We start from the raw sequence: 25880 nt of genomic DNA, 5'->3' as shown, positions 1-25880 counted from the left end.
GGGGTATCGCGCACCGTCACCTCCGGTCGATCGCGCCCGGTCACCTTTGGTCGCAGGAGTCCCGGTGGTTGCAAGAAACATGCAAGCGTTGCAAGAAACTGACAAACCGGCGGACGTGCGCTTACCCTTGCCGACCGTGAAGGCCATCCGACGCTTCAGTGTCCGCACCGTCCTGCCCGAGCGCATCTCGGCCCTCGGTGATCTCGCCAGCAACCTGCGTTGGTCCTGGCACCCGACCACCCGCGAGCTCTTCTCGGAGATCGACCCGCAGCGGTGGCGCAAGGTCCGCAAGGACCCGGTCCGGCTGCTGTCCGCCCTCTCGGCCGACGAGCTGGCTGCGCTCGCCGCCGACGACGCGTTCGTCGCCAAGGTCGACGCCGCTGCGGCCGACCTCGAGCGCTACACCACCGAGCCGCGCTGGTACCAGCGCTGGGCCGAGGCCGTCGAGGGCGGCGCCCCGCGCGCCATCGCCTACTTCAGTCCCGAGTTCGGCATCACCGAGGTGCTGCCGCAGTACTCCGGCGGCCTGGGCATCCTCGCCGGCGACCACCTGAAGTCCGCCTCGGACCTCGGCGTGCCGATCGTCGGCGTCGGCCTGTTCTACAAGACCGGCTACTTCAAGCAGTCGCTCAACCTCGACGGCTGGCAGCAGGAGACCTACCCCGTCCTCGACCCCGACGGCCTGCCGCTGTCGCTGCTGCGCGAGGCCGACGGCACCCCCTGCACCATCACCATCGACCTGCCCGGCGGGCGCACCCTCGCCGCCCACGTCTGGAAGGCCCAGGTCGGCCGCGTCCCGCTGCTCCTGCTCGACTCCGACGTGCAGGACAACGACGACGCCGCCCGCGGCATCACCGACCGCCTCTACGGCGGCGGCGGCGAGCAGCGCCTCCAGCAGGAGATGCTGCTCGGCATCGGTGGCGTGCGCGCGCTGCGCCTGTGGTCGCGCCTCACCGGCGCCCCGGCCCCGGACGTCTACCACACCAACGAGGGCCACGCCGGCTTCCTCGGCGTCGAGCGGATCCGTGAGCTCGCCGCCGACCAGGGCATGGACTTCGACGCCGCCCTCGAGGCCGTGCGCGCCTCCACGGTGTTCACCACGCACACCCCCGTCCCGGCCGGCATCGACCGCTTCGGGGCCGACCAGATCCAGCTCTACTTCGGCGGCGACAACGCCTTCGCCGGCGTCCCGGTCGAGCGGCTGCTCACCCTCGGTGCCGAGGACTACCCCGGTGGCCAGGCCGGCATCTTCAACATGGCCGTCATGGGCCTGCGCCTGGCCCAGCGCGCCAACGGCGTCTCCCAGCTCCACGGCGTCGTGAGCCGGCACATGTTCGACGGGCTCTGGCCGGGCTTCGACGACACCGAGGTGCCGATCACGAGCATCACCAACGGCGTCCACGCCCCGACCTGGGTCGACCACCGCGTCTACGACCTCGCGTCCCGCCACCTGGGCACGACCGAGGTCTCCCGGGACAACGCCTGGGACGGGATCGCCAGCGTGCCCGGTGACGACATCTGGGCGACCAAGCGCGAGATGCGCGACCAGCTCGTCGTCGAGGCACGCCGCCGGATGCGCTCCTCCTGGCTCAAGCGCGGCGCGAGCCCGGCCGAGCTCGGCTGGATCGACGACGTCCTCGACCCCGACGTGCTCACGATCGGCTTCGCCCGGCGCGTGCCGACCTACAAGCGGCTGACCCTCATGCTGCGCGACCCCGCGCGCCTGAAGAAGCTGCTGCTGGACCCCGAGCGCCCGATCCAGCTCGTCATCGCCGGCAAGAGCCATCCGGCCGACGAGACCGGCAAGAAGCTCATCCAGCAGATGGTGAAGTTCGCCGACGACCCCGAGGTCCGGCACCGCATCGTCTTCCTGCCCAACTACGACATCGCCATGGCGCAGTACCTCTACCCGGGCTGCGACGTCTGGCTGAACAACCCGCTGCGCCCGTTCGAGGCCTGTGGCACGTCGGGCATGAAGGCCGCGCTCAACGGTGGCCTCAACCTGTCGATCCTCGACGGCTGGTGGGACGAGTGGTACGACGGCGAGAACGGCTGGGCCATCCCGACCGCTGACGGCGTCGAGGACCCCGAGCGTCGCGACGACCTCGAGGCCGCCGCCCTCTACGAGCTCATCGAGGGCTCGGTCGCGCCCCGGTTCTACGACCGCGACGCCGACGGCCTGCCCCAGCGCTGGCTGGCGATGATGAAGCACACGCTGTCCACGCTGGGCCCCAAGGTGCTGGCCAGCCGGATGGTCCGCGACTACACCGAGCGCCTCTACGGCCCGGCCGCCCAGGCCGGCTGGGCGCTCAACGGCCCGGCCTTCGACGGTGCCCGTGACCTGTCCGCCTACAAGGCCCGCGTGCGCGCCTCGTGGGGCGGGGTCCGCGTGGACCACGTGGAGTCCTCGGGTGTCTCGGACTCCCCGCAGGTCGGCGACAAGCTGCACGTGCGCGCCTTCGTCAGCCTCGACGGGCTCGACCCCTCCGAGGTCGACGTGCAGGTCGTGCACGGACGCACCTCCGAGTCCGACGAGCTGCGCGACATCGAGACCGCGCCGCTGGCCTACGCCGAGTCCTACGAGGCCGGCCGGCACCGCTTCGAGGGTGACCTCGTGCTCAGCCGCACCGGGGCCTTCGGCTACACCGTGCGCGTGCTGCCCAAGCACCCCCACATGGCCAACCAGACCGAGATGGGCCTGGTCGCCAACGCCTGACCCGGCGGAGACGCCGAAGGGCCCTGACGCGCTGCGTCAGGGCCCTTCGTGTGTCTGCGTCAGGGGTGCACGGCATACAGCTGGATGCTGGCGGCGCCGACCTCCACCGGCCCGGGCTCGATCTTGCTGCCGGGGTAGGGCGTCTCCCACGAGCTGTCCCAGAGCAGCTGGTAGGTGGCCACGCCGGCGTGCCCGGGCAGGACCACCTCGACCGGGTCGGCCCCGCCGTGGAGCACCACGAGGAAGGACTCGGAGTCCAGCTCCGAGCCGTCCAGGAACATCGTCAGGGTGCGCACCCGGGGGTCCTCCCAGACGCCGTGGTGCATGCGCAGCCCGTCGGCGGAGTACCACTCGAGGTCGGCCGTGCCGTCGGCGTGGGCAGGGCGCCCGGTGAAGAACGAGCGCTGGCGCAGGACCGGCTGGGTGGCCCGCAGGTGGGTGAGGAACTGCGTGGTCTCCAGCAGGTCGCGCTGCCACGGCTGCAGGTCCCAGTCGTACCAGGAGATGTCGTTGTCCTGGCAGTAGGCGTTGTTGTTGCCCCGCTGGGTGCGCCCGATCTCGTCCCCGCCGTTGATCATGGGCACGCCGGTGGCCAGCAGCGTCGTGGCGATCAGGTTGCGCATCGAGCGCTGCCGGGCGGCGATGATGCCCGGGTCGGGGGAGGGGCCCTCCGCCCCGTGGTTCCACGAGCGGTTGTCGTCGTGGCCGTCGCGGTTGCCCTCGCCGTTGGCGCCGTTGTGCTTGTGGGCGTAGGCGGTGGTGTCGGCGATGGTGAACCCGTCGTGGGCGGCCACGAAGTTGACCGAGGCGAGCGGCCCCCGGTCCCGGGCGCCGAACAGGTCCTGCGACCCGGCCATCCGCGTGGCGAGCTCGCGCACCCCGTGGCCCGGCTGCGCCTGGGCCGAGCGCCCCATGTCGGGCAGCCAGAACGTGCGCGCCGTGTCGCGGAAGCGGTCGTTCCACTCCACGAACGGCGGGGGGAACTGCCCGGTGCGCCACCCGTGGATGCCGACGTCCCACGGCTCGGCGATCAGCTTGACCCGCGAGAGGGTCGGGTCGGTGCGCAGGGCGACCAGGAAGGGGTGGTCGGGGTCGTAGCCGTCGTCGCGCCCGCGGCCCAGCGCCACCGCCAGGTCGAACCGGAAGCCGTCGACATGGCACTCGTCGACCCAGTAGCGCAGCGAGTCCAGCACGAGGCGCACCGCCATGGGGTGGCGCAGGTCCACGGTGTTGCCGCAGCCGGTGACGTCGATGTCCTGCCCGCGCTCGTCGAGCCGGTAGTAGGCGCGGTTGTCCAGGCCGCGCAGCGACAGCGTGGCGCCGTGGCGGGCCTGCTCGCAGGTGTGGTTGTAGACGACGTCCAGGATCACCTCCAGGCCGGCGGCGTGGAGCAGCTTGACCATGCCCTTGAACTCGTCGAGGCCGCCCTGGGGGTCGGGGTCCGCGGCATACGGCAGGTGCGGGGCGAAGAAGCCGAGGGTGTTGTAGCCCCAGTGGTTGACCAGACCGCGCTGCACCAGCGCCGGCTCGCTGGTGAACGCGTGCACCGGCAGCAGCTCCACGCTGGTCACGCCCAGGGAGGTGAGGTGCTCGAGGGTGGCCGGGTGCGCGAGCCCGGCGTAGGTGCCGCGCAGGTGCTCGGGCACGCCGGGGTGGCGGCGGGTCAGGTTGCGCACGTGCGTCTCGTAGAGGACGGTCTCGGCCCACGGCACCCCGGGCGGCGCGTCGTCCCCCCAGTCGAAGGTGTCGTCCACGACGACACCCTTGGGGACGTATGCCGCGCTGTCACGGCCGTCGCGGACGTCCGGTTCGCCCCGGAGCTGGTCGTCGACGACGTGGCCGAAGACCTCCGGGCGCCACGTGACCTGCCCGTCCAGGGCCCGGGCGTAGGGGTCCACCAGCAGCTTCGCCGGGTTGTAGCGCAGCCCCTCGGCGGGGCGCCATGCGCCGTGGGCGCGCACGGCATACCGCTGACCTGCACCGATGCCCGGGACGAAGCCGAACCACGTGCCGTGGGTGCGCTGGTTCAGCCGGATCCGGCGCTCGCTCTCACCGGTGGCGTCCTCGGCGTCGAACAGGCAGATCTCCAGCCCCTCGGCGTGGCCGGCGTAGACGCTGAACGAGACCCCGTCCGGCCGCAGCGTGGCACCCAGCGGCGGCGGCAGGTCCACGGAACGACGCGGGGTGGGGCGCATGGTGATCAGCGTAGGCACTGACTACGGTGGGGCACATGACTGATCCGACGTCGTTGCCGAACTTTGCCCCTCCGCCGGACGAGCACCCGCTGCGCGGGCGCGTCCTGGACATCCTGCTCGATGCGGGACTGGAGCCCGACATCGACGACGACGGCGATGTCGCGTTCAAGGTCAACGGCCAGACCATGTTCGTGCGCTGCATGGAGGGTGACTTCACCATCATGCGCGTGTTCGGCCAGTGGCAGGTCGGCGACGACATCCCGCAGGACGAGCTGGCCCAGCTGCGCGCCTGCAACGACCTCACCCTGCGGCTCAACGTCGTCAAGGCCGGCCTGGCCAACGGCACCCTGGTCGTCACCGGCGAGCACGTCATCGGCCAGGGCAGCGACCTGACCGTGCTGCTCCAGGTCACCATCCAGCTGATCCTGTCGGCGGTCCAGATGTGGCACGAGTCCCTCAGCGGCGGCGGCGAGCCGGAGGGCGAGGCGTGACCGAGCTCGTCCGGTTCGAGGTCGAGGCGGGTATCGGCACCATCCGGCTGGAGCGGCCGCCGATGAACGCCCTCAACGTGCAGGTGCAGGAGGAGCTGCGCGAGGTGGCGGCCGAGGCCGGTTCCCGGCGCGACGTCTCCGCGGTCATCGTCTACGGCGGCGAGAAGGTCTTCGCCGCGGGCGCCGACATCAAGGAGATGCAGACCATGTCCTACACGGACATGGTCGACCGCTCCGCCGCGCTGCAGTCCGCCTTCACCGCGATCGCGCGGATCCCCAAGCCGACGGTGGCCGCGATCACCGGCTACGCCCTCGGCGGCGGCTGCGAGCTGGCGCTGGCCTGCGACTTCCGGGTCGCCGGCGAGAACGCCAAGCTCGGCCAGCCCGAGGTGCTGCTCGGGGTCATCCCCGGCGCCGGTGGCACCCAGCGCCTGGCCCGCCTGGTCGGTCCGGCCCGGGCCAAGGAGATCATCTTCTCCGGCCGGTTCGTCCCGGCCGACGAGGCGCTGCGCATCGGCCTGGTCGACGAGGTGGTCGACGCCGGCGAGGTCTACGCGGCGGCCCGGCGACGGGTCGAGCCCTATGTCGGTGGCCCGGCCTACGCGATCCGCGCGGCCAAGGAGGCCGTCGACCGCGGTCTCGAGGTGGACCTCGAGACCGGCCTGGAGATCGAGCGCATGCAGTTCGCCGGCCTCTTCGCGACGAAGGACCGGGAGATCGGCATGACCTCGTTCGTCGAGCAAGGTCCCGGCAAGGCGAAGTTCGAGGGTCGGTAGGACATTGGGCAACACGGCACACAGCACGACGGCTGCCTCCGCCGAGGAGGTGGAGCGCGCCTACCAGGACAACAAGCTGGCCCAGGTGCTCTACCACGACTGGGAGGCCCAGACCTACGACGACAAGTGGTCGATCTCGTTCGACGAGCGGTGCACCGACTACGCCCGGGGTCGCTTCGAGGCGATCGCGGGCACGCAGGGCTGGCCCTACGGCACGGCGCTCGAGCTCGGCGCCGGCACCGGGTTCTTCTCCCTGAACCTCAAGCAGGCCGGGGTGCTCGACGAGGTGCACGTCACCGACCTGTCCCCGGGCATGGTGGAGGCGGCCAAGGTCAACGCCACCAAGCTCGGCTTCACCGTCGAGGGCCGGGTCGCCGACGCCGAGCGGATCCCCTATGACGACGACACGTTCGACGTCGTCGTCGGGCACGCGGTCATCCACCACATCCCCGACGTCGAGCAGGCGTTCCGGGAGATGCTGCGGGTGCTCAAGCCCGGCGGACGGTTCGTCATCGCCGGCGAGCCGACCAAGGTGGGGGACTGGTACGCCCGCCACCTCGGCCGGCTGACCTGGAAGGCCACCACGGCCGTGACCCAGCTGTCGCCGCTGCGCGAGAAGTGGGCCAAGGACAAGGAGGCCCTTGACGAGGCCTCCCGGGCCGCCGCCCTCGAGGCCGTGGTCGACCTGCACACGTTCGACCCCGACGAGCTCGCCCGGACCGCCCTGCGGGCCGGCGCGGTCGACGTCTCCACGACGACGGAGGAGCTCACCGCCGCCCTGCTCGGGTGGCCGGTGCGCACGTTCGAGGCCGCGGTCAAGCCCGGCGCGCTGGGCTGGAACTGGGCGATGTTCGCCTACGGCTCGTGGAAGCGGCTCTCGGCGCTGGACCGGGTGCTGTCCCGGGTCGTGCCCGACGAGCTGTTCTACAACGTCGGCATCACCGGCGTGAAGCCCGGCTGAGCGTGGGTGGGTTCCTCCGCTCCGTCGGCTGGGTCGTCGCCCACCGCGCGTGGGGGCGGCACAACCTGCTCAGCTACCTGCGGATGGCGCGGGCCCGGGTGCGCAACCCGGGCCTGCGCTTCGAGGGGCCGGTCTTCATCGCCCGCAACGTGCGCTTCGAGGTGCGGCCCGGCTTCGGCCGGATGGTGATCGGCCCCTACGTCCACTTCGGCGAGGGGGCCCGGGTCCGCGCCCACGAGGGCACGCTGCGGATCGGGGCGAAGTCCGTCATCGGCATCCGCAACACGATCAACACCTACCTCGACATCACCATCGGCACCGCCTGCCTGCTCGGCGACGACGTCTACGTCTGCGACTTCGACCACCGCATCGAGGACCTCACCGTCCCCATCAAGGACCAGGGCATCGTCAAGACCCCGGTGCGCATCGGGGACGACGTGTGGATCGGCACCAAGGTGACGGTCCTGCGGGGCACCGACGTGGGGGCCGGCTCGGTCGTCGCGGCGGGCGCCGTCGCTCGAGGTGCCTACCCGACGCGGTCGATCATCGGCGGGGTCCCGGCCAAGGTCCTCAAGACCCGCTGAACGGGCCGGCGATGGTCCGGGCGTCCAGCCACGGGAAGCTGTTGTCCGTCGCTGCCTGCCGTGCCGCCTCGGCCCGCGCCGACTCCGCGCGGCCGTCCTCGATGAGCTGGGCCAGCCGGTGGAAGGCCATCCGGTGCTCCTCGGCCCGCCGCCGGGCGTAGTCGACCGCCTGGTCCCGCGTCACCATGAACGCCCAGTCGCTGCTCAGCGCGTTGAGCAGGGTGCGCAGCAGCTGGTCCAGGTCGGGCCGCCGCAGCCGCAGGCGCTCCGGGGTCTGGCGCCGCATGACGTCCAGCCAGCGGCGCTGGAGCCACTCGTTCTCGTGGGCGATCGAGGCGACCGCCGGGCCGTTCCACACCGAGAAGTCCTTGCCGGCGCCCCAGGACCCGGCCGACAGCTCCACGTCACCGCCGACGTGGCCGCCGGCCAGGGCCTTGTCCAGCGTGGTCAGGGAGACCCCGGCCGCCCGCAGGGCGCGGACCGCCCGGCCCAGGAACGCCGGGCCCTCGTGCCACCAGTGGCCGAAGAGCTCGGTGTCGTAGGCGGCGACGAGCAGCCCCGGCCGGCCCTGCTCGACGGCAACCGTGCGCAGCCGGGTGATGACCGACTCGACGAAGTGGGCGACGTCGTGGTCGAGCTGGCGCGAGGCGGCGTCGGGGGCGTAGGGGGCCTTGCCCGCCGGCGGGACGTCCGAGCCGGTGATCGCCCACAGCCGGATGCCGGTGTAGGTCTCCCGGGCGTGGAAGTCGCGGTAGGCCGCCGCCGCGGGGTAGCCGTCGCGCGAGGACCAGATGAGGTTGGTGACCGGCAGGTCGCGGGCCACCGCCACCACGTCGGTGCCGTCGACCCGCCAGCCCGCGTGCGGGTGCACGCCGCTGTCCCGGACGGTCTGCTCGTCGACGAGGAAGTGGCTCACGCCCGCGTCGGCGAACCGGTGCGCGAGTCCGGGGGCATAACCGCACTCCGGGCTCCAGATGCCCCGCCCGAGCCCGCCGTCCGGCCGCCCCATGCGCCACAGGTCGTCGCCCAGACCGGCCTGCAGCGCGACGTCGGCGACCTCGGGCAGCATCAGCGGCAGGAACGGGTGGGTCGCCGGCCCGCCGAGCAGCTCGACGACGCCGGCGTCGCGCAGCGAGCGCAGCACCGGGGAGCCGCCGTGGCGCCAGCGGGTCTCCAGCTGCTCCGACGCGTGGGTCGCGCACGCGAACTCGTATCGCGCGATGTCGCCGCGGTGCCCCTCCTGCCCGAAGCCCAGCTCGCGGCAGCGCAGCTGCCACAGGGCGGCCCAGGTGCGGGCGTCGAGCACTGCGGCGGGGTCATCGAGCTGGGCGGCCAGCACCGGGGTGACCCCGAGCGTCAGGACGTCGCGGTGCCCCTCGGCGGCGAGGGCGTCGAGCTCGGCCACGAGCGGGACGTAGCTCTCCACCCACGCCTGGTGCAGCCACTCCTCGCCGACCGGCCAGACGCCGTGGTGGCGCAGCCACGGCAGGTGCGAGTGCAGGACCAGGCAGAAGGCCCCGGGGACGGCCTCGCTCATCGGACGTGGCCCACCACGACGAGGTCGAGGCAGTCCTCCAGCCCGGTCTCCTCGAGGGTGAAGTCGGCCACGGTGACGGAGCCGACCAGGTCGGTCAGCGGCGCCGGCCAGTCCTGCGGCGCCGCCGCGAGCTGGGCGTCGACGAGCGGGCCGTGGGCGGCCTCCCAGGCCACCAGCCGCGGCGCGTGCCGGACACCGAGCACGGACTCCACCTCCACAGTCTCGCCGACCAGCCCGGCCAGCTCCAGCGCGTCGTACTCGCGCGTGTGGAACAGGTTGGCAGGTCGCTCCCGGCGGCCGAGCCCGGGGGAGAAGGTCAGCCGGTTCGGCGTCGAGACCACGACGCGGGCGCCGGGCCGACCGACCCGGGCCAGCTCGCCCAGGAGCTCGCGCGGCTTCCAGATGTGCTCGATCACCTGGAAACACACGATCAGGTCAAAACCGTTGTCCTGCAACGGTATCGCGGTCAGCGGCCCCCGCAGGAAGCTCGCCGTCCGCGAGCCGTACGTCGCGCGGGCGTGGCTCACGGCGTCGGCGTCGTAGTCCAGTCCCACGACCCGCGCGCCGGGCCACAGCCGGGCCGCCAGGTCGACGCCGTAGCCCTCGCCGGACCCGGCGTCGAGCACCCGGGACGGGGCCCGCGGCACCCAGCCCGGCAGGGCGGCATACACCGCCTCGTGCCGCCTGAACCAGTAGTTCTCCGCCGGGATGCCGGGCACCGTGCGCTCACCGGTGACGCCCAGTCCGGGTGTGCTCATGCTCACCTCTGTCATGGTCCGACCGATGCTACCGGCGGGTAACATCGTGGTGTCGGGCATCACGGGTCCGGGGCGTTCAATCCGGCTCCGCGGACTGTCAGGATGACCCGAAGCAACGAACCACGAACCTACGGAAGAGGACGGCCTGCGACCATGAACATCGTCGTCTGCGTCAAGTACGTGCCCGACGCACAGTCGGACCGCACGTTCAACGAGTCCGACAACACCACCGACCGCGTGGGTGTCGACGGCCTGCTCTCTGAGCTCGACGAGTACGCCGTCGAGGAGGCGCTGAAGCTGGCCGAGGCCGGCGAGGGTGAGGTCACCGTCCTCACCGTCGGTCCCGACCAGGCCGCCGACGCGGTCAAGAAGGCCCTGCAGATGGGCGCCGACAAGGGCGTCCACGTCAACGACAAGGCGATCCACGGCTCCGACGCCGTCGCCACGTCCCTGGTCCTCGCCGAGGCCATCAAGAAGATCGGCGCCCCCGACATCGTGCTGACCGGCATGGCCTCCACCGACGGCACCATGAGCGTCGTCCCCGCGATGCTGGCCGAGCGCCTCGGCCTGCCGCAGGTCACCTTCGCCTCGGAGCTGACCGTCGACGGCACCGCGGTGAAGATCCGCCGCGACGGCGACGCCGCCTCCGAGACCATCGAGGCCACGCTGCCCGCGCTGGTGTCGGTCACCGACCAGATCAACGAGCCGCGCTACCCCTCGTTCAAGGGGATCATGGCGGCCAAGAAGAAGCCGGTCGAGACCTGGGCGCTCGGCGACCTCGGCGTCGACGCCTCGCAGGTCGGCCTCGAGGCCGCCTGGACCAAGGTCGAGTCCTTCCAGCAGCGCCCGCCGCGCCAGCAGGGCCAGATCGTCACCGACGAGGGTGACGGCGGCACGAAGCTGGCCGAGTTCCTGGCCGCGCAGAAGTTCATCTGACCGGACCATTCTTCAGAAGGGAAACGACTACTCATGGCTGAAGTTCTCGTCCTGGTCGACCACGTCGACGGCGCGGTGCGCAAGACGACCTCCGAGCTGCTGACCATCGCCCGCCGTCTCGGCGAGCCCTCCGCCGTCTTCGTCGGCACCGGCTTCGATGCCGCGAAGGAGGCCCTGGCCCAGTACGGCGCCGAGAAGGTCTACCGCATCGAGTCCGCCGACGTCACCGACTACCTCGTGGCCCCCAAGGCCGAGGCGCTGGCCCAGCTCGTCGCCTCCGCCTCCCCGGCCGCGGTGCTCATCCCCTCCAACGCCGAGGGCAAGGAGATCGCCGCGCGCCTGGCCATCAAGACCGAGTCCGGCCTGATCACCGACGCCGTCGACGTGCAGGCCGGTGAGGGCGGCGGCGTCACCACGACGCAGTCCGTCTTCGCGGGTTCCTACACCGTCAAGGCGACCGTCACCAAGGGCACGCCGATCATCGCCGTGAAGCCGAACTCCGCTGCGCCGGAGGCGGTTTCGGGTGCGGCGGCCGATGAGGTCGTCGACGTCACGGTCTCCGACGCGGCCAAGACCGCGAAGATCACCGACCGCCAGCCCAAGGCCGCGACCGGCCGCCCCGAGCTGACCGAGGCCGCCATCGTGGTCTCCGGTGGCCGCGGCACCGGTGGCGACTTCTCCAAGGTCGAGGACTTCGCCGACAGCCTCGGTGCCGCCGTCGGCGCCTCGCGCGCCGCCGTCGACGCCGGCTGGTACCCGCACACCAACCAGGTCGGTCAGACCGGCAAGCAGGTCTCGCCGCAGCTCTACGTCGCGGCGGGCATCTCCGGTGCCATCCAGCACCGCGCCGGCATGCAGACGTCCAAGACGATCGTCGCGATCAACAAGGACGAGGAGGCGCCGATCTTCGAGCTCGTCGACTTCGGCGTCGTCGGTGACCTGTTCACCGTGCTGCCGCAGGCGACCGAGGCGGTCAAGGCCGCCAAGGGCTGAGCCGCAACGCCTTTCGGCGCCCGGTCCGCGACGTAGGTCGCGGGCCGGGCGCCGTGCTGTGCGCGGGCCCGCCCCCGCGAGCCGGCCACCCGGCATACAGCGTGTGGGAGGGCAGTTGCCGCGACGCGCCGTTTCGGTAGGGTGCGGGCGCACTCGCACAGCACACTCACAGGGGGAACGCGTGCCTGAGACCCGACGCTCGTCGGTGGTCGTCCTGGGCCTGACCGCGGCGCTGGCCACGACGCTCAGCGGCTGCAGCAGCGAGCCCGACTACCGGGCCGTGTGTGTCGACCCGGCGCAGAAGCGGCTGCCGGACTACGACTGCAGCAGCAGTCACTACAGCACGGGGCACTGGTACTACTACCCGCGCGGCAGCCGCGCCGCGGGCATCGGCAGCTTCGTGCGCGGGGGCAGCTTCAGCGCGCCGTCGCACGGGTCCGTCGCCAAGGGCGGCTTCAGCTCCCACGGTGGGGTCATGCGTGGCGGCTTCGGCAGCCACTTCAGCGGCAGCCACGGCGGCTGATGCGCCGGCTCAGGACCGACCGCCGCGCGGGGTGGCGCCAGACCGTCGAGCAGCAGGGCCTGGTCTACCCGGTCACCGAGCTGGCCGACGGCAGCGAGCTGCCGTACTGGGACGAGTCGGCCTACTACTCACTCACGCTCTCCGAGGTCGAGTACCTCGAGGAGGTCACCGAGCGGCTGCACGGGATGTGCCTGGAGGCCGCCCGGTTCCTGGCCACCGGCGCGATGGGCTCACTCGGCCTGCCCGAGGGCTCCCTCGAGACCGCGAAGGCCTCGCTGGAGGCCGCGCCGGTCAGCATCTACGGCCGCTTCGACCTGCACTGGGGCGGCTCCGGGCACGCCCGGCTGCTGGAGTACAACGCCGACACCCCGACCGGGCTCGTCGAGTCGGCCGTGGCGCAGTGGTTCTGGCTGCAGGACGTCTTCCCCGAGCGCGACCAGTGGAACTCCCTGCACGACCGCCTCGTCATGGCCTGGCGCCAGGCGGCACCCCGGCTCGGCGCCGGCCCGCTGTACTTCGCCCACCACGAGCGTGAGGTCAGCGGCGAGGAGTGGATGACGGTCACCTACCTGCGCGACACCGCCGAGCAGGCGGGGCTGGCGACGCGGGCGATCACCGTCGGTGACATCGGCTGGGACCTGGGCCGCGAGGCGTTCGTCGACCTCCAGGGCGAGCCGATCGGCGCCTGCTTCAAGCTCTACCCCTGGGAGAGCATGCTGGCCGAGCCGTTCGGCCGCTACGCCGCGCCGGTGCACGGGCCGACGACCTGGGTCGAGCCGCTGTGGAAGGTGCTGCTGTCCAACAAGGCGCTGCTCGCGGCGCTCTGGCACCTCTACCCCAACGACCCCAACCTGCTGCCGGCCTACCTCGACGGGCCCGGCCCACTCCGCGAGTGGGTGGCCAAGCCGCTGCACGGCCGCGAGGGCGACTCGATCCGCATCCACGCCGAGGGGATCGAGCACCAGCAGAAGGGCGACTACGGCGCCGAGGGCTTCTGCTACCAGCAGTGGGCCCCGCTGCCGGAGTTCGACGGCAACAAGATGGTGCTCGGCAGCTGGGTCGTCGACGGGCAGGCCGCCGGCCTGGGCATCCGCGAGAGCGACGGCTGGATCACCGACTACTACTCCCGGTTCGTCCCCCACGTCATCGCCTCGCCCAAGCCCTCGGACGCGCAGGTCGCCGCCTGGCTGGCCGAGGGGCAGGACGGCTCGGCGCCGGCGCCGGCGAGCACCCCGCAGGACCGCCCGGCGGCCACCCCGCAGGACACCCCGGCACCGGCCGGCCCGCGCCCGGCGGACCGCCGCACAGACCCCCTGGCGGCCGACCCGCTGGCCGCGCCCGACATCCGCCCCGACAGCACGACCGAAGGGACCTTCTCCTGATGCTCTCCAGCCTCCTGTACGGCACGGCATACAGCCTCCTGGGCATCGTGATGCTCGCGGCGGGCTTCTTCGCCCTCGACCTGCTCACCCCCGGCCGCCTCGGCGACCAGATCTGGAAGCAGCGCTCGACCAACGCCGCGGTCGTGCTCGCGTCGGGCTTCATCGGCCTGGGCGCGATCGAGTTCACCGCGATCTGGAGCAACGCCGAGAGCGGCTTCGGCCCGGCGCTGCTGTGGACCGTCGCCTTCGGGCTGCTCGGGATCGCGCTGCAGGTCGTCAGCTTCCTGGTTCTCGACCTGATCACCCCGGGCAAGCTCGGCGACGTGGTCGTGGAGCCGGCCTTCCACCCGGCGGCCGTGGTCACCGCCGCCTCGCAGCTGGCCGTGAGCGCGATCATCGTCGCCGCGATCGCCTGACCGAGAGCGACCAAGCCGACCTCGGCGGGGCAGCGGCGAGCCCGCGCGGGCGAGGCCCTCGTGCATCCGCCGTAGACTTTGCGGGTGCGTGACTCCTTTGCCTACCTCGACCATGCGGCCACGACGCCGATGCTGCCCGAGGCGATCGAGGCGATGAGCGCGCAGATGGCCGTGGTCGGCAACGCCTCCTCGCTGCACACCTCCGGCCGCCAGGCCCGCCGGGTCGTGGAGGAGTCGCGCGAGACGATCGCCAAGGCCCTCGGCGCCCGCCCCTCGGAGGTGCTGTTCACCTCCGGCGGCACCGAGTCGGACAACCTCGCCCTCAAGGGCACCTTCTGGGCCCGCCGGGACGCCGACCCGCGCCGGGTCCGCCTGCTCGTCAGCGCCGTGGAGCACCACGCGGTCCTGGACTGCGTCGACTTCCTCGTCGCCCACGAGGGCGCCAAGGTCACCTGGCTGGAGGTCGACGCGCTCGGCCGGGTCCGGCCCGAGACCGTGCAGGCCGCGATCGAGGCCGACCCCGAGTCGGTCGCGCTCGTCAGCGTCATGTGGGCCAACAACGAGGTGGGCACCGTGCAGCCGGTGGCCGAGATCGTCAGGATCGCCCACGCCGCCGGTGTCCCGGTCCACACCGACGCGGTCCAGGCCGTCGGCCAGGTGCCGGTGGACTTCGCCGGCAGCGGGGTGGACCTCATGACGATCACCGGGCACAAGGTCGGCGGCCCCCACGGGGTGGGCGCGCTCCTCGCGCGCCGCGACGCCCGGCTCGTGCCGCTGACCCACGGCGGCGGGCAGGAGCGCCAGGTGCGCAGCGGCACCCTCGACGCGCCGGCGATCCGCGGCTTCGCGGTGGCGGTCGAGGCGGCGAGGAGCCGGCTGGGGCAGGAGGCTCCCCGCCTGGTCGGCCTGCGCGACGAGCTGGTGCGCGGGGCGCTGGCCGCCGGCTACGACATCACCGTGAGCGGCGACTGGGAGGCCGGCGACGGCACCCGCCGGCTGCCCGGCAACGCCCACCTGCTGGTGCCCGGCTGCGACGGCGACTCCCTGCTGTACCTGCTCGACGCCGCCGGGGTGGAGTGCTCCACGGGTTCGGCCTGCCAGGCCGGCGTGCCGCAGCCCAGCCACGTGCTGCTGGCCATGGGCGTCTCGGAGCAGGACGCCCGCGGGGCCCTGCGGCTGACGCTGGGCCACACCTCCTCCGAGGCCGACGTCCGGGCCTTCCTCGACGCGCTGCCCGCGGCCGTCGAGCGCGCACGCCGGGCGCAGGTGGCGACCTCCTCGAGGCGGCCGGCCTGATGCGTGTCGTCGCGGCGATGAGCGGCGGCGTCGACTCTGCGGTCGCCGCCGCCCGCATGCTCGACGCCGGGCACGACGTGGTCGGCGTCCACCTCGCGCTGTCCCAGAGCGCGGCCACGCTGCGTGAGAGCGCCCGCGGCTGCTGCACGATCGAGGACGCCGGCGACGCCCGGCGGGTGGCCGACATGCTCGGCATCCCCTTCTACGTCTGGGACATGGCCGCGCGGTTCAAGGACGACGTGGTCGAGGACTTCGTCGCCGAGTACTCCGCCGGTCGCACGCCCAACCCGTGCCTGCGCTGCAACGAGAAGATCAAGTTCGCCGCCCTGCTCGACAAGGCGCTGGCGCTGGGCTTCGACGCGGTCGCGACCGGCCACTACGCGCAGGTGGTCGAGCGCGAGGACGGCACCCGCGAGCTGCACCGTGCCGTCGACATGGCCAAGGACCAGTCCTACGTCCTCGGCGTGCTGACCGAGGACCAGCTCGCCCGTTCCTTCTTCCCCCTCGGCGACACGGCCAAGCCGCAGATCCGCCAGGAGGCAGCCGACCGCGGCTTCTACGTCGCGAAGAAGCCGGACAGCCACGACATCTGCTTCATCGCCGACGGCGACACGAAGAAGTGGCTCACCCAGCGGCTGGGGGAGCAGCCCGGCGACATCGTCGACACCGACGGCCAGGTGGTCGGGCAGCACCAGGGCGCCTACGCCTACACCGTGGGCCAGCGCCGGGGCCTGGCCCTCGGGCGGCCGGCGGCGGACGGGCAGCCCCGCTACGTCGTCGAGGTGCAGACGCGGACCAACACGGTGGTCGTCGGGACCGCCGACCTCCTGGGCGTCGACGCCCTCGTCGGCGACCACGCCCGCTGGTGCGGCCCGGCCCCCACGGGCGTCGTGTCGGTCGGCGCGCAGGTCCGCGCCCACGGCGAGGAGGTGCCGGCCACCGCGTGGGCGGAGGGCGAGCAGGTGCACGTGCGGCTCGGGCGCCGCCTCCGCGGCGTCGCCCCCGGCCAGTCCGTGGTCCTGTATGACGGCACCCGGGTCGTCGGGTCCGCCACCATCAGCGCCGCCTCGCTCGCGCGCTGACGCCGCCCCCGACCCGGGGGTGGCCGCCGCCTCCCGGCGCCTGCGGCAGGGCGCCGCGGAGCGGGCCGACCGGGCCGATCCGGCCAACCTCCACCGGGATCCGGCCGCCTGTCCGGATCGGTGCCGGGCCTGTCCGACCCGGCCGTTAGGCTCCGCGCGTGAGCAGAGCGAGCGGCATCGGGTCCTGGCCGGGCACGTCCATCCGGGACGCGTTGGCGGTGGTCCGCGACCTGCTCGCCGACGGGCACCTGCCCTACCTGCCGGAGCTGCCCGGGCGCGGTCCGGGGGCCGACATGATCGGCCGCGCCGCCGGCCTGCTCGTCGACCTGCACGTCGACCTCCAGCCTGCCGGCTGGCGCCTGGTCGACCGGCCCGGCCGTGACGCCTCGCGCACGGGCGCGCTGCTGCGCGAGGACCTCGACGAGCTGGCCGAGGCCTTCGACGGCTACGAGGGCGAGCTCAAGGTCCAGGTCGCCGGCCCGTGGACCCTGGCCTCCTCGGTCTGGCTGCCGCGGGGCGAGCGGGCGGTCGTCGACGAGGGCGCCTGCCGTGACCTCGTGGGCTCGCTCGCGGAGGGTGTGCGCCAGCACCTCGCGACGCTCGAGCGGCTGGTGCCCAAGCCGTCGTTCGTCCTGCAGGTCGACGAGCCCGGCCTGCCCTCGGTCCTGGCCGGGTCGCTGCCCACCGCCTCGGGCTTCGGGCGGCTGCGCGCTATCGACCCGCAGGTGGTCGCCGCCGGGCTGCGTGACGTCCTGGCCGCGGCGGGCGAGCGGCCCACCGCCGTGCACTGCTGCGCGCCCTCGGTGCCGCTGCCGCTGCTGCGCTCGAGCGGGGCGCGGGCCGTCTCCCTCGACACCTCGCTGGTGCGCGCGGCCGGGTGGGAGTCGATCGCGGCCACGGTCGAGTCCGACGTCGCCCTCTGGGCCGGGGTGGTGCCGACCGACGGGGAGTCGCTCCGGGCCACCGAGCTGGCGAACGCGCTGGTCACGGGCTGGCGCGGCGTGGGGCTGCCCCTGTCCGGGCTGGCCGACGTCATCGTCACCCCCGCCTGCGGGCTGGCCGGACTCACACCGCAGGGGGCCCGCAACGTTCAACGGGCAGCCGTGCACATCGCGCAGGAGCTGACCGAGAGATCCGGGGGCTGAGGAGCACCATGACCGCAATGACCCGACCGCTGCCGGGGCCGGCCGCGCCCGTCGCCGGCCCGACCACCCGGGTTCCCTGGCAGGCCAAGTTCGTCGCCCTGGCCTTCATCTGGGGATCGAGCTTCCTGTTCATGAAGATCGGGCTGCGCTCCCTCGCGCCGTTGCAGATCTCCGGGTTCCGCATCCTCAGCGGCGCCGCCGTCCTCACCGTCCTGCTCCTGGTGACCCGGGGCCGGCTGCCGCGCGGACGGCATACCTGGGCGCACCTGGTCGTCTCGGCCTTCTTCCTGTGCACGCTGCCGTTCAGCCTGTTCGCGCTGGGGGAGGAGCGGGTCAGCTCGGCGCTGGCCGGCATCGGCAACGCGACCACCCCGATCGCCACGGTGCTCTTCGCCCTGCTCCTGCTGCCCTCGGACCGGATGGCGCTGGGCAAGGTGCTCGGCGTGCTGTCCGGCTTCCTCGGCGTGCTGGTGATCATGCAGCCGTGGCAGGCCGCCGGCCGGCCCGACCTCCTCGGCTTCGGGATGACCCTGATCGCGGGGGCGTCCTACGGCATCGGCTGGACCTACAACCGGCGCTTCCTGGCCAAGGCCGACCTCGGCGGGCTGGCCCAGCCGACCGCCCAGCTGCTCATCGCCTCCGGGCAGATGGTGCTCGTGCTGCTCGTCTGGTGGCTGATGAACCGTGGGCACCTCGCGGCGCCGTGGTCGCTGCACTCGGCCCCGTCGGTGGCGGTCGGCCCGCTGCTGGCCGTCAGCGCACTGGGCGTGGTGGGCACCGGCATCGCCTACTCGTTCCACTTCGACGTGGTCCGCGCCGCAGGGCCGACGGTCGGCTCGACGGTGACCTACCTGATCCCGGTGGTCTCCGTCGCGCTCGGCGTCCTGCTGCTGCACGAGCACCTTCAGTGGCCGCAGGCGCTCGGCGCCGCGATCGTGCTCTCGGCCGCGGTGCTCATCCAGCGCCCGGTGCGCAAGCCTCCGGTCACCGCCGCGACCTGAGCCGGAGGGCGCACGGGGCACCACGTCGGGGAGGCGCCGTCCGGGTCCTGCGGGCCGCCGCCACGGTGGTCGGGGTCGGTCGCCGGCGCCGGTCAGTCGCCGGTGCCGGCGCCAGGCTTCTGGGTGATCAGCTGGATGAGGTTGCCGCACGTGTCGTCGAGGACCGCCACGACAGCCGGCCCGATGTCGGTGGGCGGCTGGGTGAAGGTGACCCCCAGCCCGACGAGGCGCTCGTACTCGGCGGTGACGTCGTCGACGGCGAACTGGGCCGAGGGGATCCCGTCCCTGGCGAGGGCCTCCCGGTAGGGGCCGACGGCAGGGTGCTCGGAGGGCTCCAGCAGGAGCTCCGGTCCGTCCCGGTCCTCCGGGGAGACCACGGTGAGCCAGGCGTTGTCTCCGAGGGGGATGTCGTGGTGGACCGTGAACCCGAGGACGTCCGTGTAGAACTCGCGGGCGGCTCGCTGGTCGTCGACGTAGACGCTGGTGAGGCGGATCTTCATCAGGTGTCCTCCCATCGCTCCGGCAGTCGCCACCGGTGGGCGATGACTGCGAGGGGCTCGGCGTTGAACTGGTGGAGCGTGGTCCTGCCGTGTCGCACGGTCGCACGAACGCTGGTCAGAGGTCGAGGCGGTAGGCCAGCAGGTCCACTCCGGGCACCGGCGACCAGTCGCGCTCGGGGGTCCGGGTGAAGCCGAGCCGCTCGTAGATGCGGTGCGCCGACGTCATGCCGGGCTGGGTCGACAGGACCATCGCCGTGGCCCCGGCCAGCCGCGCCTCCTCCAGGCAGGCCCGCACCAGCGCCTCGCCGACGCCCCGGCCCCGGGCGCGGTCCGAGACCGCCAGCATCCGGAACTCCGCCTCGCCCTCCCGGGACAGCTCGGCCATCGGGCTGCCCGCGTGCGCGAAGGTCACGGTGCCCACGGGCTGGTCGTCCTCGTCCACCGCGACGAGCAGCACCGCGTCGCGGGCCCGGCCGCCGGCGTCGGCCAGGTGCAGGGTGTAGTCGGCGTCGGCGGGGATGTGCCCGCCGTCGACGTAGGCCCGGACGGTCAGGGCGCCGACGGCGTCGTGGTCGCGGGGCTCGGCGGCGCGGACGGTGTAGGTGGACACCCCGCCATTGTGCTCACGCACGCGTCCGCCGGCCCGGCCGGTCAGCCTCCGGCTGTCGGTGCGGTGCGGCAGGATGTGGCTTGTGACCGACCTGCCCACCGACGTGCCCGACGACGCCCGCCACGAGTGGACCGCGCTCGCCGAGGAGGTGCGCGGGCACCAGTTCGCCTACTACGTGCGTGACGCCCCCACCGTCAGCGACGGGGAGTACGACGCGCTGATGAGGCGTCTCGAGCAGCTCGAGGAGGAGTTCCCCGAGCTGCGCACCCCCGACAGCCCCACCCAGCAGGTCGGCGGCACCTTCTCCACCGAGTTCACCGCGGTCGACCACCTCGAGCGCATGATGAGCCTGGACAACGCCTTCAGCACCGAGGAGCTCGCCGCGTGGGCGGCGCGGGTCGACCGCGACGCCGGCGGCACGGCATACCACCTGCTGTGCGAGCTCAAGATCGACGGCCTGGCGATCAACCTCCTGTATGAAGGGGGGCGCCTCGTGCGCGCCGCGACCCGCGGCGACGGGCGCACCGGGGAGGACGTCACCCACAACGTGCGCACCATCGAGGGCGTCCCGCACGTGCTGGCCGGTGACGGGCACCCCGAGCGGATGGAGGTGCGCGGGGAGGTGTTCTTCCCCGTCGCCGCGTTCGAGGAGCTCAACGCCGGGCTGGTCGAGGCCGGCAAGCCGCCGTTCGCCAACCCGCGCAACGCCGCAGCCGGGTCGCTGCGGCAGAAGGACCCCAAGGTCACCGCGTCGCGGCCGCTTCGGATGCTCGTGCACGGCATCGGCGCCCGCGACGGCTTCGAGATCGAGCGGCAGTCCGACGCCTACGCCCTCCTGCGCGAGTGGGGCCTGCCGGTGTCGCAGCGCTACAAGGTCGTCGACGGCCTGACGGCGGTGCAGGACTACATCGACTACTACGGCGAGCACCGGCACTCCGTCGAGCACGAGCTCGACGGCATCGTCATCAAGGTCGACGAGGTCGGCGTGCAGCGCCGGCTCGGGTCGACCAGCCGGGCACCGCGCTGGGCCATCGCGTTCAAGTACCCGCCCGAGGAGGTCAACACCAAGCTCCTCGACATCCGGGTCAACGTCGGGCGCACCGGCCGGGTCACCCCGTTCGGCGTGATGACCCCGGTCAAGGTCAGCGGCTCCACCGTCGAGATGGCCACGCTGCACAACGCCTTCGAGGTCAAGCGCAAGGGCGTGCTCATCGGCGACACGGTCGTGCTGCGCAAGGCCGGCGACGTCATCCCCGAGATCGTCGGCCCGGTGGTCGACCTGCGCGACGGCACCGAGCGTGAGTTCGTCATGCCGACGCACTGCCCCGAGTGCGGCACCGAGCTCGCCCCGCAGAAGGAGGGCGACAAGGACATCCGCTGCCCCAACAGCCAGTTCTGCCCGGCGCAGCTGCGCGAGCGGGTGTTCGGCATGGCCGGCCGCGGCGCGTTCGACATCGAGGCCCTCGGCTGGGAGGGCGCCATCGCCCTGCTCGAGGCCAAGGTCATCGCCGACGAGGGCGACCTCTTCTCCCTGACCGAGGACGACATCGCCAAGGTCCCGCTCTACACCCGTGCAGCGAAGAAGGGTGAGGTCGAGGGCGACCCCGAAGGCGCGCGGGTCCTGTCGGCCAACGGCTCCCGTCTCGTGGCCAACCTCGAGGCCGCCAAGGCCCAGCCGCTGTGGCGGGTCCTCGTCGCGCTGTCGATCCGCCACGTCGGGCCGACCGCCGCCCGTGCGCTGGCCGGGCACTTCGGCTCCCTGGAGGCGATCCGCGCGGCCGGCCTGGAGGAGCTCGCCGGGGTCGAGGGCGTCGGCCCGGTCATCGCCGAGGCCGTCACCGAGTGGTTCACCGTCGACTGGCACGTCGCCATCGTCGACAAGTGGGCCCGGGCCGGCGTGCGCATGGCCGACGAGGTCGACGAGTCGACCCCCAGGACCCTGCTCGGCAAGACGGTGGTCGTCACCGGCTCGCTCGACGGGTTCTCCCGCGACGAGGCCAAGGAGGCGATCCTGTCCCGCGGCGGCAAGGCGGCCGGGTCGGTGTCGAAGAAGACCGACTACGTCGTCGTCGGCGAGAACGCCGGCTCCAAGGCCGACAAGGCGCAGGAGCTCGGGCTGACGATCCTCGACGAGGCCGGCTTCCGCCGGCTGCTGGAGACCGGCAGCCCCGACTGACGTCCTCGCTCGCCGGCTGACCGACGCCGGGACGGCGCGGCGCCCCTGGGTGCGCCGCGCCCGGTGGCGACCGGCCGGCATACCGGCGTGTCCGCGCACCAAGCACCCCGCGAGTGGGGCAGGCCAGCCCCCTAGACTGACGCCCATGTCCGCTCTCACCCGCGACGAGGTCGCCCATCTGGCCATGCTCGCGCGCATCAACCTCAGCGACGCCGAGCTCGACAAGATGGCCGGCGAGCTGGCGGTCATCCTCGACTCGGTCGCCCGCGTGGGCGAGGTTGCTGCCGACGACATCCCGCCGACGTCCCACCCCCTGCCGCTGACCAACGTCACGCGGCGGGACGAGGTGCGCCCGAGCCTGGGCGCCGACGTGGCCCTCGCCGGCGCGCCCGCCGCGGAGCAGCAGCGCTTCTCCGTGCCGCGCATCCTCGACGAGGACTGACGCGCCGGCGGCCGCACCCGCAGCGCCGCCACCGAACGAGCCCGCCAGACACCTCCTGACCGAAGGTTCCCCGTGACTTCCGACATCACCCGCGCGAGCGCCGCCGAGCTGGCGGACGCGCTCACCCGCAAGGACATCAGTGCGGTCGAGGCCACCCAGGCCCACCTCGACCGGATCGCCGCCGTCGACGGCGACGTCCACGCGTTCCTGCACGTCGACACCGAGGGCGCGCTCGCGTCCGCCCGCGACATCGACCAGCGCCGCGCCGCGGGGGAGGACCTGCACGTCCTCGCCGGTGTGCCGATCGCGGTCAAGGACGTCATGGCCACCAAGGGCCTGCCGACCACGGCCGGTTCGAAGATCCTCGAGGGCTGGATCCCGCCCTACGACGCCACGCTGGTCAGCAAGATCAAGGCCGTCGGCATGCCGATCCTGGGCAAGACCAACATGGACGAGTTCGCGATGGGCTCTTCCACCGAGCACTCGGCCTACGGCCCCTCGCGCAACCCGTGGGACCTCGAGCGGATCCCCGGCGGCTCCGGCGGTGGCTCCTCCGCGGCGGTCGCGGCCTTCGAGGCCCCGCTCGCGATCGGCACCGACACCGGTGGCTCGATCCGCCAGCCCGCGGCCGTCACCGGCACCGTCGGCACCAAGCCGACCTACGGCGGCGTCTCCCGCTACGGCCTCATCGCCTTGGCCAGCAGCCTCGACCAGGCCGGCCCGTGCACCCGCACCGTGCTCGACGCGGCGCTGCTGCACTCGGTCATCGGCGGCCACGACCCGATGGACTCCACCTCGATCGACGCCCCGGTCCCGCCGGTGCTGGAGGCCGCGCGCCGCGCCGACGTCAAGGGCATGCGCATCGGCGTCGTCAAGGAGCTCGGCGGCGAGGGCTACCAGGCCGGCGTGCGCCAGCGCTTCGAGGAGTCCGTGCAGCTGCTCGTCGACGCCGGGGCCGAGGTCGTCGAGGTCTCCTGCCCGCACTTCGAGTACGCCCTCGCGGCCTACTACCTGATCCTGCCGAGCGAGGCGTCCTCGAACCTGGCCAAGTTCGACGCGATGCGTTACGGCCTGCGGGTCCTGCCCGAGGGCATCGACGACCCCAGCGCCGAGCAGGTCATGGCCGCCACCCGTGAGGCCGGCTTCGGCGACGAGGTCAAGCGCCGCATCATCCTGGGCACCTACGCCCTCTCCAGCGGCTACTACGACGCCTACTACGGCCAGGCGCAGAAGGTCCGCACCCTGATCTCGCGCGACTTCGCCGCCGCGTTCGAGCAGGCCGACGTGCTCGTCTCGCCGACCGCGCCGACCACGGCGTTCAAGATCGGGGAGAAGCTCGAGGACCCTATGGCCATGTACCTCAACGACATCGCCACCATCCCGGCCAACCTGGCCGGCGTGCCCGGCATGTCCCTGCCCAGCGGCCTCGCCCCCGAGGACGGCCTGCCCACCGGCATCCAGATCCTCGCCCCCGCCACCAAGGACGAGCGCCTGTATGGCGTCGGCGCGGCTCTCGAGGGCATGCTCTCCGACCGCTGGGGCGGGCACCTGCTCGCGCAGGCCCCCGACCTGGCCGACCTGACCTCCGCTGTCGCCAAGGAGGCGCGCGCATGAGCACCACCACCGCCGAGCCGGTTCTGTCCTACGACGAGGCGCTGGGCTCCTTCGACCCGGTGATGGGCCTCGAGGTCCACGTCGAGCTCAACACCGCGACCAAGATGTTCTGCGGCTGCGCCACGGAGTTCGGCGCCGAGCCCAACTCCCAGGTCTGCCCCGTCTGCCTCGGCCTGCCCGGCGCCCTGCCGGTCGTCAACGACACGGCCGTGGAGTCGGCGATCCGCATCGGCCTGGCGCTGAACTGCGAGATCGCGGAGTGGTGCCGGTTCGCCCGGAAGAACTACTTCTACCCGGACATGCCGAAGAACTTCCAGACCTCGCAGTACGACGAGCCGATCGCGTTCAACGGCTACCTCGACGTGGAGCTCGAGGACGGCACGACCTACCGCGTGGAGATCGAGCGCGCCCACATGGAGGAGGACACCGGCAAGTCGCTGCACGTCGGTGGCGCCACCGGGCGCATCCACGGTGCGGAGTACTCGCTGGTCGACTACAACCGCGCCGGCATCCCGCTGATCGAGATCGTGACCAAGCCGCTGGTCGGCGCGGGGAAGCGGGCGCCCGAGGTGGCCCGCGCCTACGTCGCCACCCTGCGTGACCTGCTGCGCGCCCTGCACGTCAGCGACGTGCGCATGGAGCAGGGCTCGCTGCGCTGCGACGCCAACGTCTCGCTGCGCGCCCGGGCCGAGGACCAGCAGGCCGTGCCGTTCGGCACCCGCACCGAGACCAAGAACGTCAACTCGCTGCGCTCGGTCGAGCGTGCGGTGCGCTACGAGATCACCCGCCAGGCCGCGATCCTGACCGACGGCGGCTCGATCACCCAGGAGACCCGGCACTGGCACGAGGACACCGGGGTCACCACCTCGGGCCGCGTGAAGTCCGACGCCGAGGACTACCGCTACTTCCCCGAGCCCGACCTGGTGCCGGTCGCCCCGACCCGGGAGCGGGTCGAGGAGCTGCGCGAGACCCTGCCCGAGCCGCCGGCCCAGCGCCGTCGCCGGCTGCAGGGGGACTGGGGCTTCTCCGACCTGGAGATGCGCGACGTCGTCAACGCCGGAGCGGTGGAGCTCATCGAGGAGACCGTCGAGGCCGGTGCGTCGCCGTCGGGTGCCCGCAAGTGGTGGTCCGGTGAGCTGGCCCGCCGCGCGAACGCCGAGGGCCGCGACGTGGCCGACTTCGGCGTGACGCCGGCGCACATCGCCGAGCTCGACGGGCTCGTGGCCTCCGGCCGGCTCAACGACTCGATGGCGCGTCAGGTCCTCGAGGGCGTCATCGCCGGCGAGGGCGCCCCGACCGAGGTGGCCGACGCCCGCGGACTGCAGCTCGTCAGTGACGACGGCGCGCTCGGCGCGGCCGTCGACAAGGTCATCGAGGCCAACCCGGACGTGGCCGCCAAGATCCGCGACGGCAAGGTCCAGGCCGCCGGTGCGCTCATTGGCCAGGTCATGAAGGAGATGAAGGGCCAGGCCGATGCCGCCAAGGTCCGCACGCTGATCCTGGAGAAGCTCGGGGTCTCCTGATCGTTTCCGGCGACCCTCTGGGTCGTCGGCTGGGACAGTGGCTCTTGGGCCTGCTCGCAAGCTCCCTTGATGGCCCGGCGAGCCACTGTCCCAGCCTCCTCAGGCCTGCTCGCAAGCTCCCTTGATGGCCCGGCGAGCCACTGTCCCAGCCTCCTCAGGCCTTGAATCGCAGGCTCCCTTGATGGCCCGGCGAGCCACTGTCCCAGCCTCCTCAGGCCTTGAA

At 72.6% G+C, this 25880-nt stretch carries 23 protein-coding genes; 18 read left to right on the top strand and 5 right to left on the bottom strand.

Going from position 1 to position 25880, the window contains the following annotated elements; translation table 11 throughout:
* Positions 1-136 precede the first annotated feature (136 nt).
* Positions 137-2716, top strand: a complete 2580-nt coding sequence (glgP, locus tag AC3ANM_RS06235; protein ID WP_488287276.1) for an alpha-glucan family phosphorylase — start codon at positions 137-139, stop codon at positions 2714-2716.
* Between the two features lie 59 nt (positions 2717-2775).
* Here the strand turns inward: glgP and glgX are convergent, their stop codons facing one another.
* Positions 2776-4911, bottom strand: a complete 2136-nt coding sequence (glgX, locus tag AC3ANM_RS06230; protein ID WP_488287275.1) for a glycogen debranching protein GlgX — start codon at positions 4909-4911, stop codon at positions 2776-2778.
* Between the two features lie 35 nt (positions 4912-4946).
* Here glgX and AC3ANM_RS06225 point away from each other — a divergent pair, with 35 nt between their 5' ends.
* The 4 genes from AC3ANM_RS06225 to AC3ANM_RS06210 are packed head-to-tail and all read left to right on the top strand — an operon-like array spanning position 4947 to position 7723.
* Positions 4947-5402: a T3SS (YopN, CesT) and YbjN peptide-binding chaperone 1 gene (locus AC3ANM_RS06225; RefSeq protein WP_488287274.1), complete on the top strand. Its 456-nt coding sequence runs from the start codon at positions 4947-4949 to the stop codon at positions 5400-5402.
* Positions 5399-6178, top strand: coding sequence for an enoyl-CoA hydratase/isomerase family protein (locus AC3ANM_RS06220; RefSeq protein WP_488287273.1), 780 nt, complete (start codon positions 5399-5401; stop codon positions 6176-6178). Before AC3ANM_RS06225 ends, AC3ANM_RS06220 begins: the two co-directional genes overlap by 4 nt.
* A gap of 4 nt (positions 6179-6182) precedes the next feature.
* Positions 6183-7139 (top strand): class I SAM-dependent methyltransferase, encoded by a 957-nt coding sequence (locus AC3ANM_RS06215; protein ID WP_488287272.1) that lies wholly within the window; start codon positions 6183-6185, stop codon positions 7137-7139.
* Positions 7140-7141: 2 nt separating this feature from the next.
* Positions 7142-7723: an acyltransferase gene (locus AC3ANM_RS06210; protein ID WP_488287271.1), complete on the top strand. Its 582-nt coding sequence runs from the start codon at positions 7142-7144 to the stop codon at positions 7721-7723.
* Here the strand turns inward: AC3ANM_RS06210 and AC3ANM_RS06205 are convergent.
* Both AC3ANM_RS06205 and AC3ANM_RS06200 read right to left on the bottom strand, forming a co-directional pair.
* Positions 7710-9260 (bottom strand): 1,4-alpha-glucan branching protein domain-containing protein, encoded by a 1551-nt coding sequence (locus AC3ANM_RS06205; protein ID WP_488287270.1) that lies wholly within the window; start codon positions 9258-9260, stop codon positions 7710-7712. The two genes, AC3ANM_RS06210 and AC3ANM_RS06205, sit on opposite strands and share 14 nt — an antisense overlap.
* Complete coding sequence (locus tag AC3ANM_RS06200) at positions 9257-10018, bottom strand: class I SAM-dependent methyltransferase (protein WP_488287269.1); 762 nt, start codon at positions 10016-10018, stop codon at positions 9257-9259. The genes AC3ANM_RS06205 and AC3ANM_RS06200 overlap by 4 nt, the downstream gene beginning before the upstream one ends.
* 153 nt (positions 10019-10171) lie before the next feature.
* Between AC3ANM_RS06200 and AC3ANM_RS06195 the strand changes: the two genes are divergently transcribed.
* The 9 genes from AC3ANM_RS06195 to AC3ANM_RS06155 all read left to right on the top strand — a co-directional run bounded on the left by AC3ANM_RS06195 (position 10172) and on the right by AC3ANM_RS06155 (position 18792).
* On the top strand, positions 10172-10954 hold the full coding sequence (locus AC3ANM_RS06195) for an electron transfer flavoprotein subunit beta/FixA family protein (protein WP_488287268.1): 783 nt from the start codon (positions 10172-10174) through the stop codon (positions 10952-10954).
* Positions 10955-10987: 33 nt separating this feature from the next.
* Positions 10988-11947, top strand: a complete 960-nt coding sequence (locus AC3ANM_RS06190) for an electron transfer flavoprotein subunit alpha/FixB family protein (RefSeq protein WP_488287267.1) — start codon at positions 10988-10990, stop codon at positions 11945-11947.
* Positions 11948-12128: 181 nt separating this feature from the next.
* Complete coding sequence (locus tag AC3ANM_RS06185) at positions 12129-12470, top strand: hypothetical protein (RefSeq protein ID WP_488287266.1); 342 nt, start codon at positions 12129-12131, stop codon at positions 12468-12470.
* Positions 12470-13852 (top strand): glutathionylspermidine synthase family protein, encoded by a 1383-nt coding sequence (locus tag AC3ANM_RS06180; RefSeq protein ID WP_488287265.1) that lies wholly within the window; start codon positions 12470-12472, stop codon positions 13850-13852. The genes AC3ANM_RS06185 and AC3ANM_RS06180 overlap by 1 nt, the downstream gene beginning before the upstream one ends.
* Positions 13852-14268 carry a DUF350 domain-containing protein gene (locus AC3ANM_RS06175; protein WP_488287264.1) on the top strand — a complete coding sequence of 139 codons (417 nt, stop codon included), beginning with the start codon at positions 13852-13854 and terminating at the stop codon, positions 14266-14268. The genes AC3ANM_RS06180 and AC3ANM_RS06175 overlap by 1 nt, the downstream gene beginning before the upstream one ends.
* A gap of 129 nt (positions 14269-14397) precedes the next feature.
* Complete coding sequence (locus AC3ANM_RS06170) at positions 14398-15564, top strand: cysteine desulfurase family protein (RefSeq protein WP_488287918.1); 1167 nt, start codon at positions 14398-14400, stop codon at positions 15562-15564.
* Positions 15564-16646 carry a tRNA 2-thiouridine(34) synthase MnmA gene (gene mnmA / locus AC3ANM_RS06165; RefSeq protein WP_488287263.1) on the top strand — a complete coding sequence of 361 codons (1083 nt, stop codon included), beginning with the start codon at positions 15564-15566 and terminating at the stop codon, positions 16644-16646. Before AC3ANM_RS06170 ends, mnmA begins: the two co-directional genes overlap by 1 nt.
* 158 nt (positions 16647-16804) lie before the next feature.
* Positions 16805-17791: a uroporphyrinogen decarboxylase/cobalamine-independent methonine synthase family protein gene (locus AC3ANM_RS06160; RefSeq protein ID WP_488287262.1), complete on the top strand. Its 987-nt coding sequence runs from the start codon at positions 16805-16807 to the stop codon at positions 17789-17791.
* Between the two features lie 17 nt (positions 17792-17808).
* Complete coding sequence (locus AC3ANM_RS06155) at positions 17809-18792, top strand: DMT family transporter (protein ID WP_488287261.1); 984 nt, start codon at positions 17809-17811, stop codon at positions 18790-18792.
* Positions 18793-18884: 92 nt separating this feature from the next.
* On the opposite strand, the gene AC3ANM_RS06150 is transcribed toward AC3ANM_RS06155, so the two are convergent.
* A complete protein-coding gene (locus AC3ANM_RS06150; protein ID WP_488287260.1) occupies positions 18885-19292 on the bottom strand; it encodes a VOC family protein in 408 nt (135 codons plus the stop codon).
* 115 nt (positions 19293-19407) lie between these two features.
* Positions 19408-19902 carry a GNAT family N-acetyltransferase gene (locus AC3ANM_RS06145; protein ID WP_488287259.1) on the bottom strand — a complete coding sequence of 165 codons (495 nt, stop codon included), beginning with the start codon at positions 19900-19902 and terminating at the stop codon, positions 19408-19410.
* A 73-nt stretch (positions 19903-19975) separates the two neighbouring features.
* Here AC3ANM_RS06145 and ligA point away from each other — a divergent pair, with 73 nt between their 5' ends.
* The 4 genes from ligA to gatB all read left to right on the top strand — a co-directional run bounded on the left by ligA (position 19976) and on the right by gatB (position 25657).
* Complete coding sequence (gene ligA / locus AC3ANM_RS06140; RefSeq protein WP_488287258.1) at positions 19976-22078, top strand: NAD-dependent DNA ligase LigA; 2103 nt, start codon at positions 19976-19978, stop codon at positions 22076-22078.
* 145 nt (positions 22079-22223) lie between these two features.
* Positions 22224-22520: an Asp-tRNA(Asn)/Glu-tRNA(Gln) amidotransferase subunit GatC gene (gene gatC / locus AC3ANM_RS06135; protein ID WP_141789059.1), complete on the top strand. Its 297-nt coding sequence runs from the start codon at positions 22224-22226 to the stop codon at positions 22518-22520.
* A gap of 72 nt (positions 22521-22592) precedes the next feature.
* Positions 22593-24134, top strand: a complete 1542-nt coding sequence (gatA, locus tag AC3ANM_RS06130; protein WP_488287257.1) for an Asp-tRNA(Asn)/Glu-tRNA(Gln) amidotransferase subunit GatA — start codon at positions 22593-22595, stop codon at positions 24132-24134.
* Positions 24131-25657 (top strand): Asp-tRNA(Asn)/Glu-tRNA(Gln) amidotransferase subunit GatB, encoded by a 1527-nt coding sequence (gatB, locus tag AC3ANM_RS06125; RefSeq protein WP_488287256.1) that lies wholly within the window; start codon positions 24131-24133, stop codon positions 25655-25657. Before gatA ends, gatB begins: the two co-directional genes overlap by 4 nt.
* Positions 25658-25880: the final 223 nt, after the last annotated feature.

The organism is Oryzihumus sp. JJN4-3R, assembly GCF_057747915.1.
This window is presented reverse-complemented; position numbering and strand designations above follow the sequence as displayed.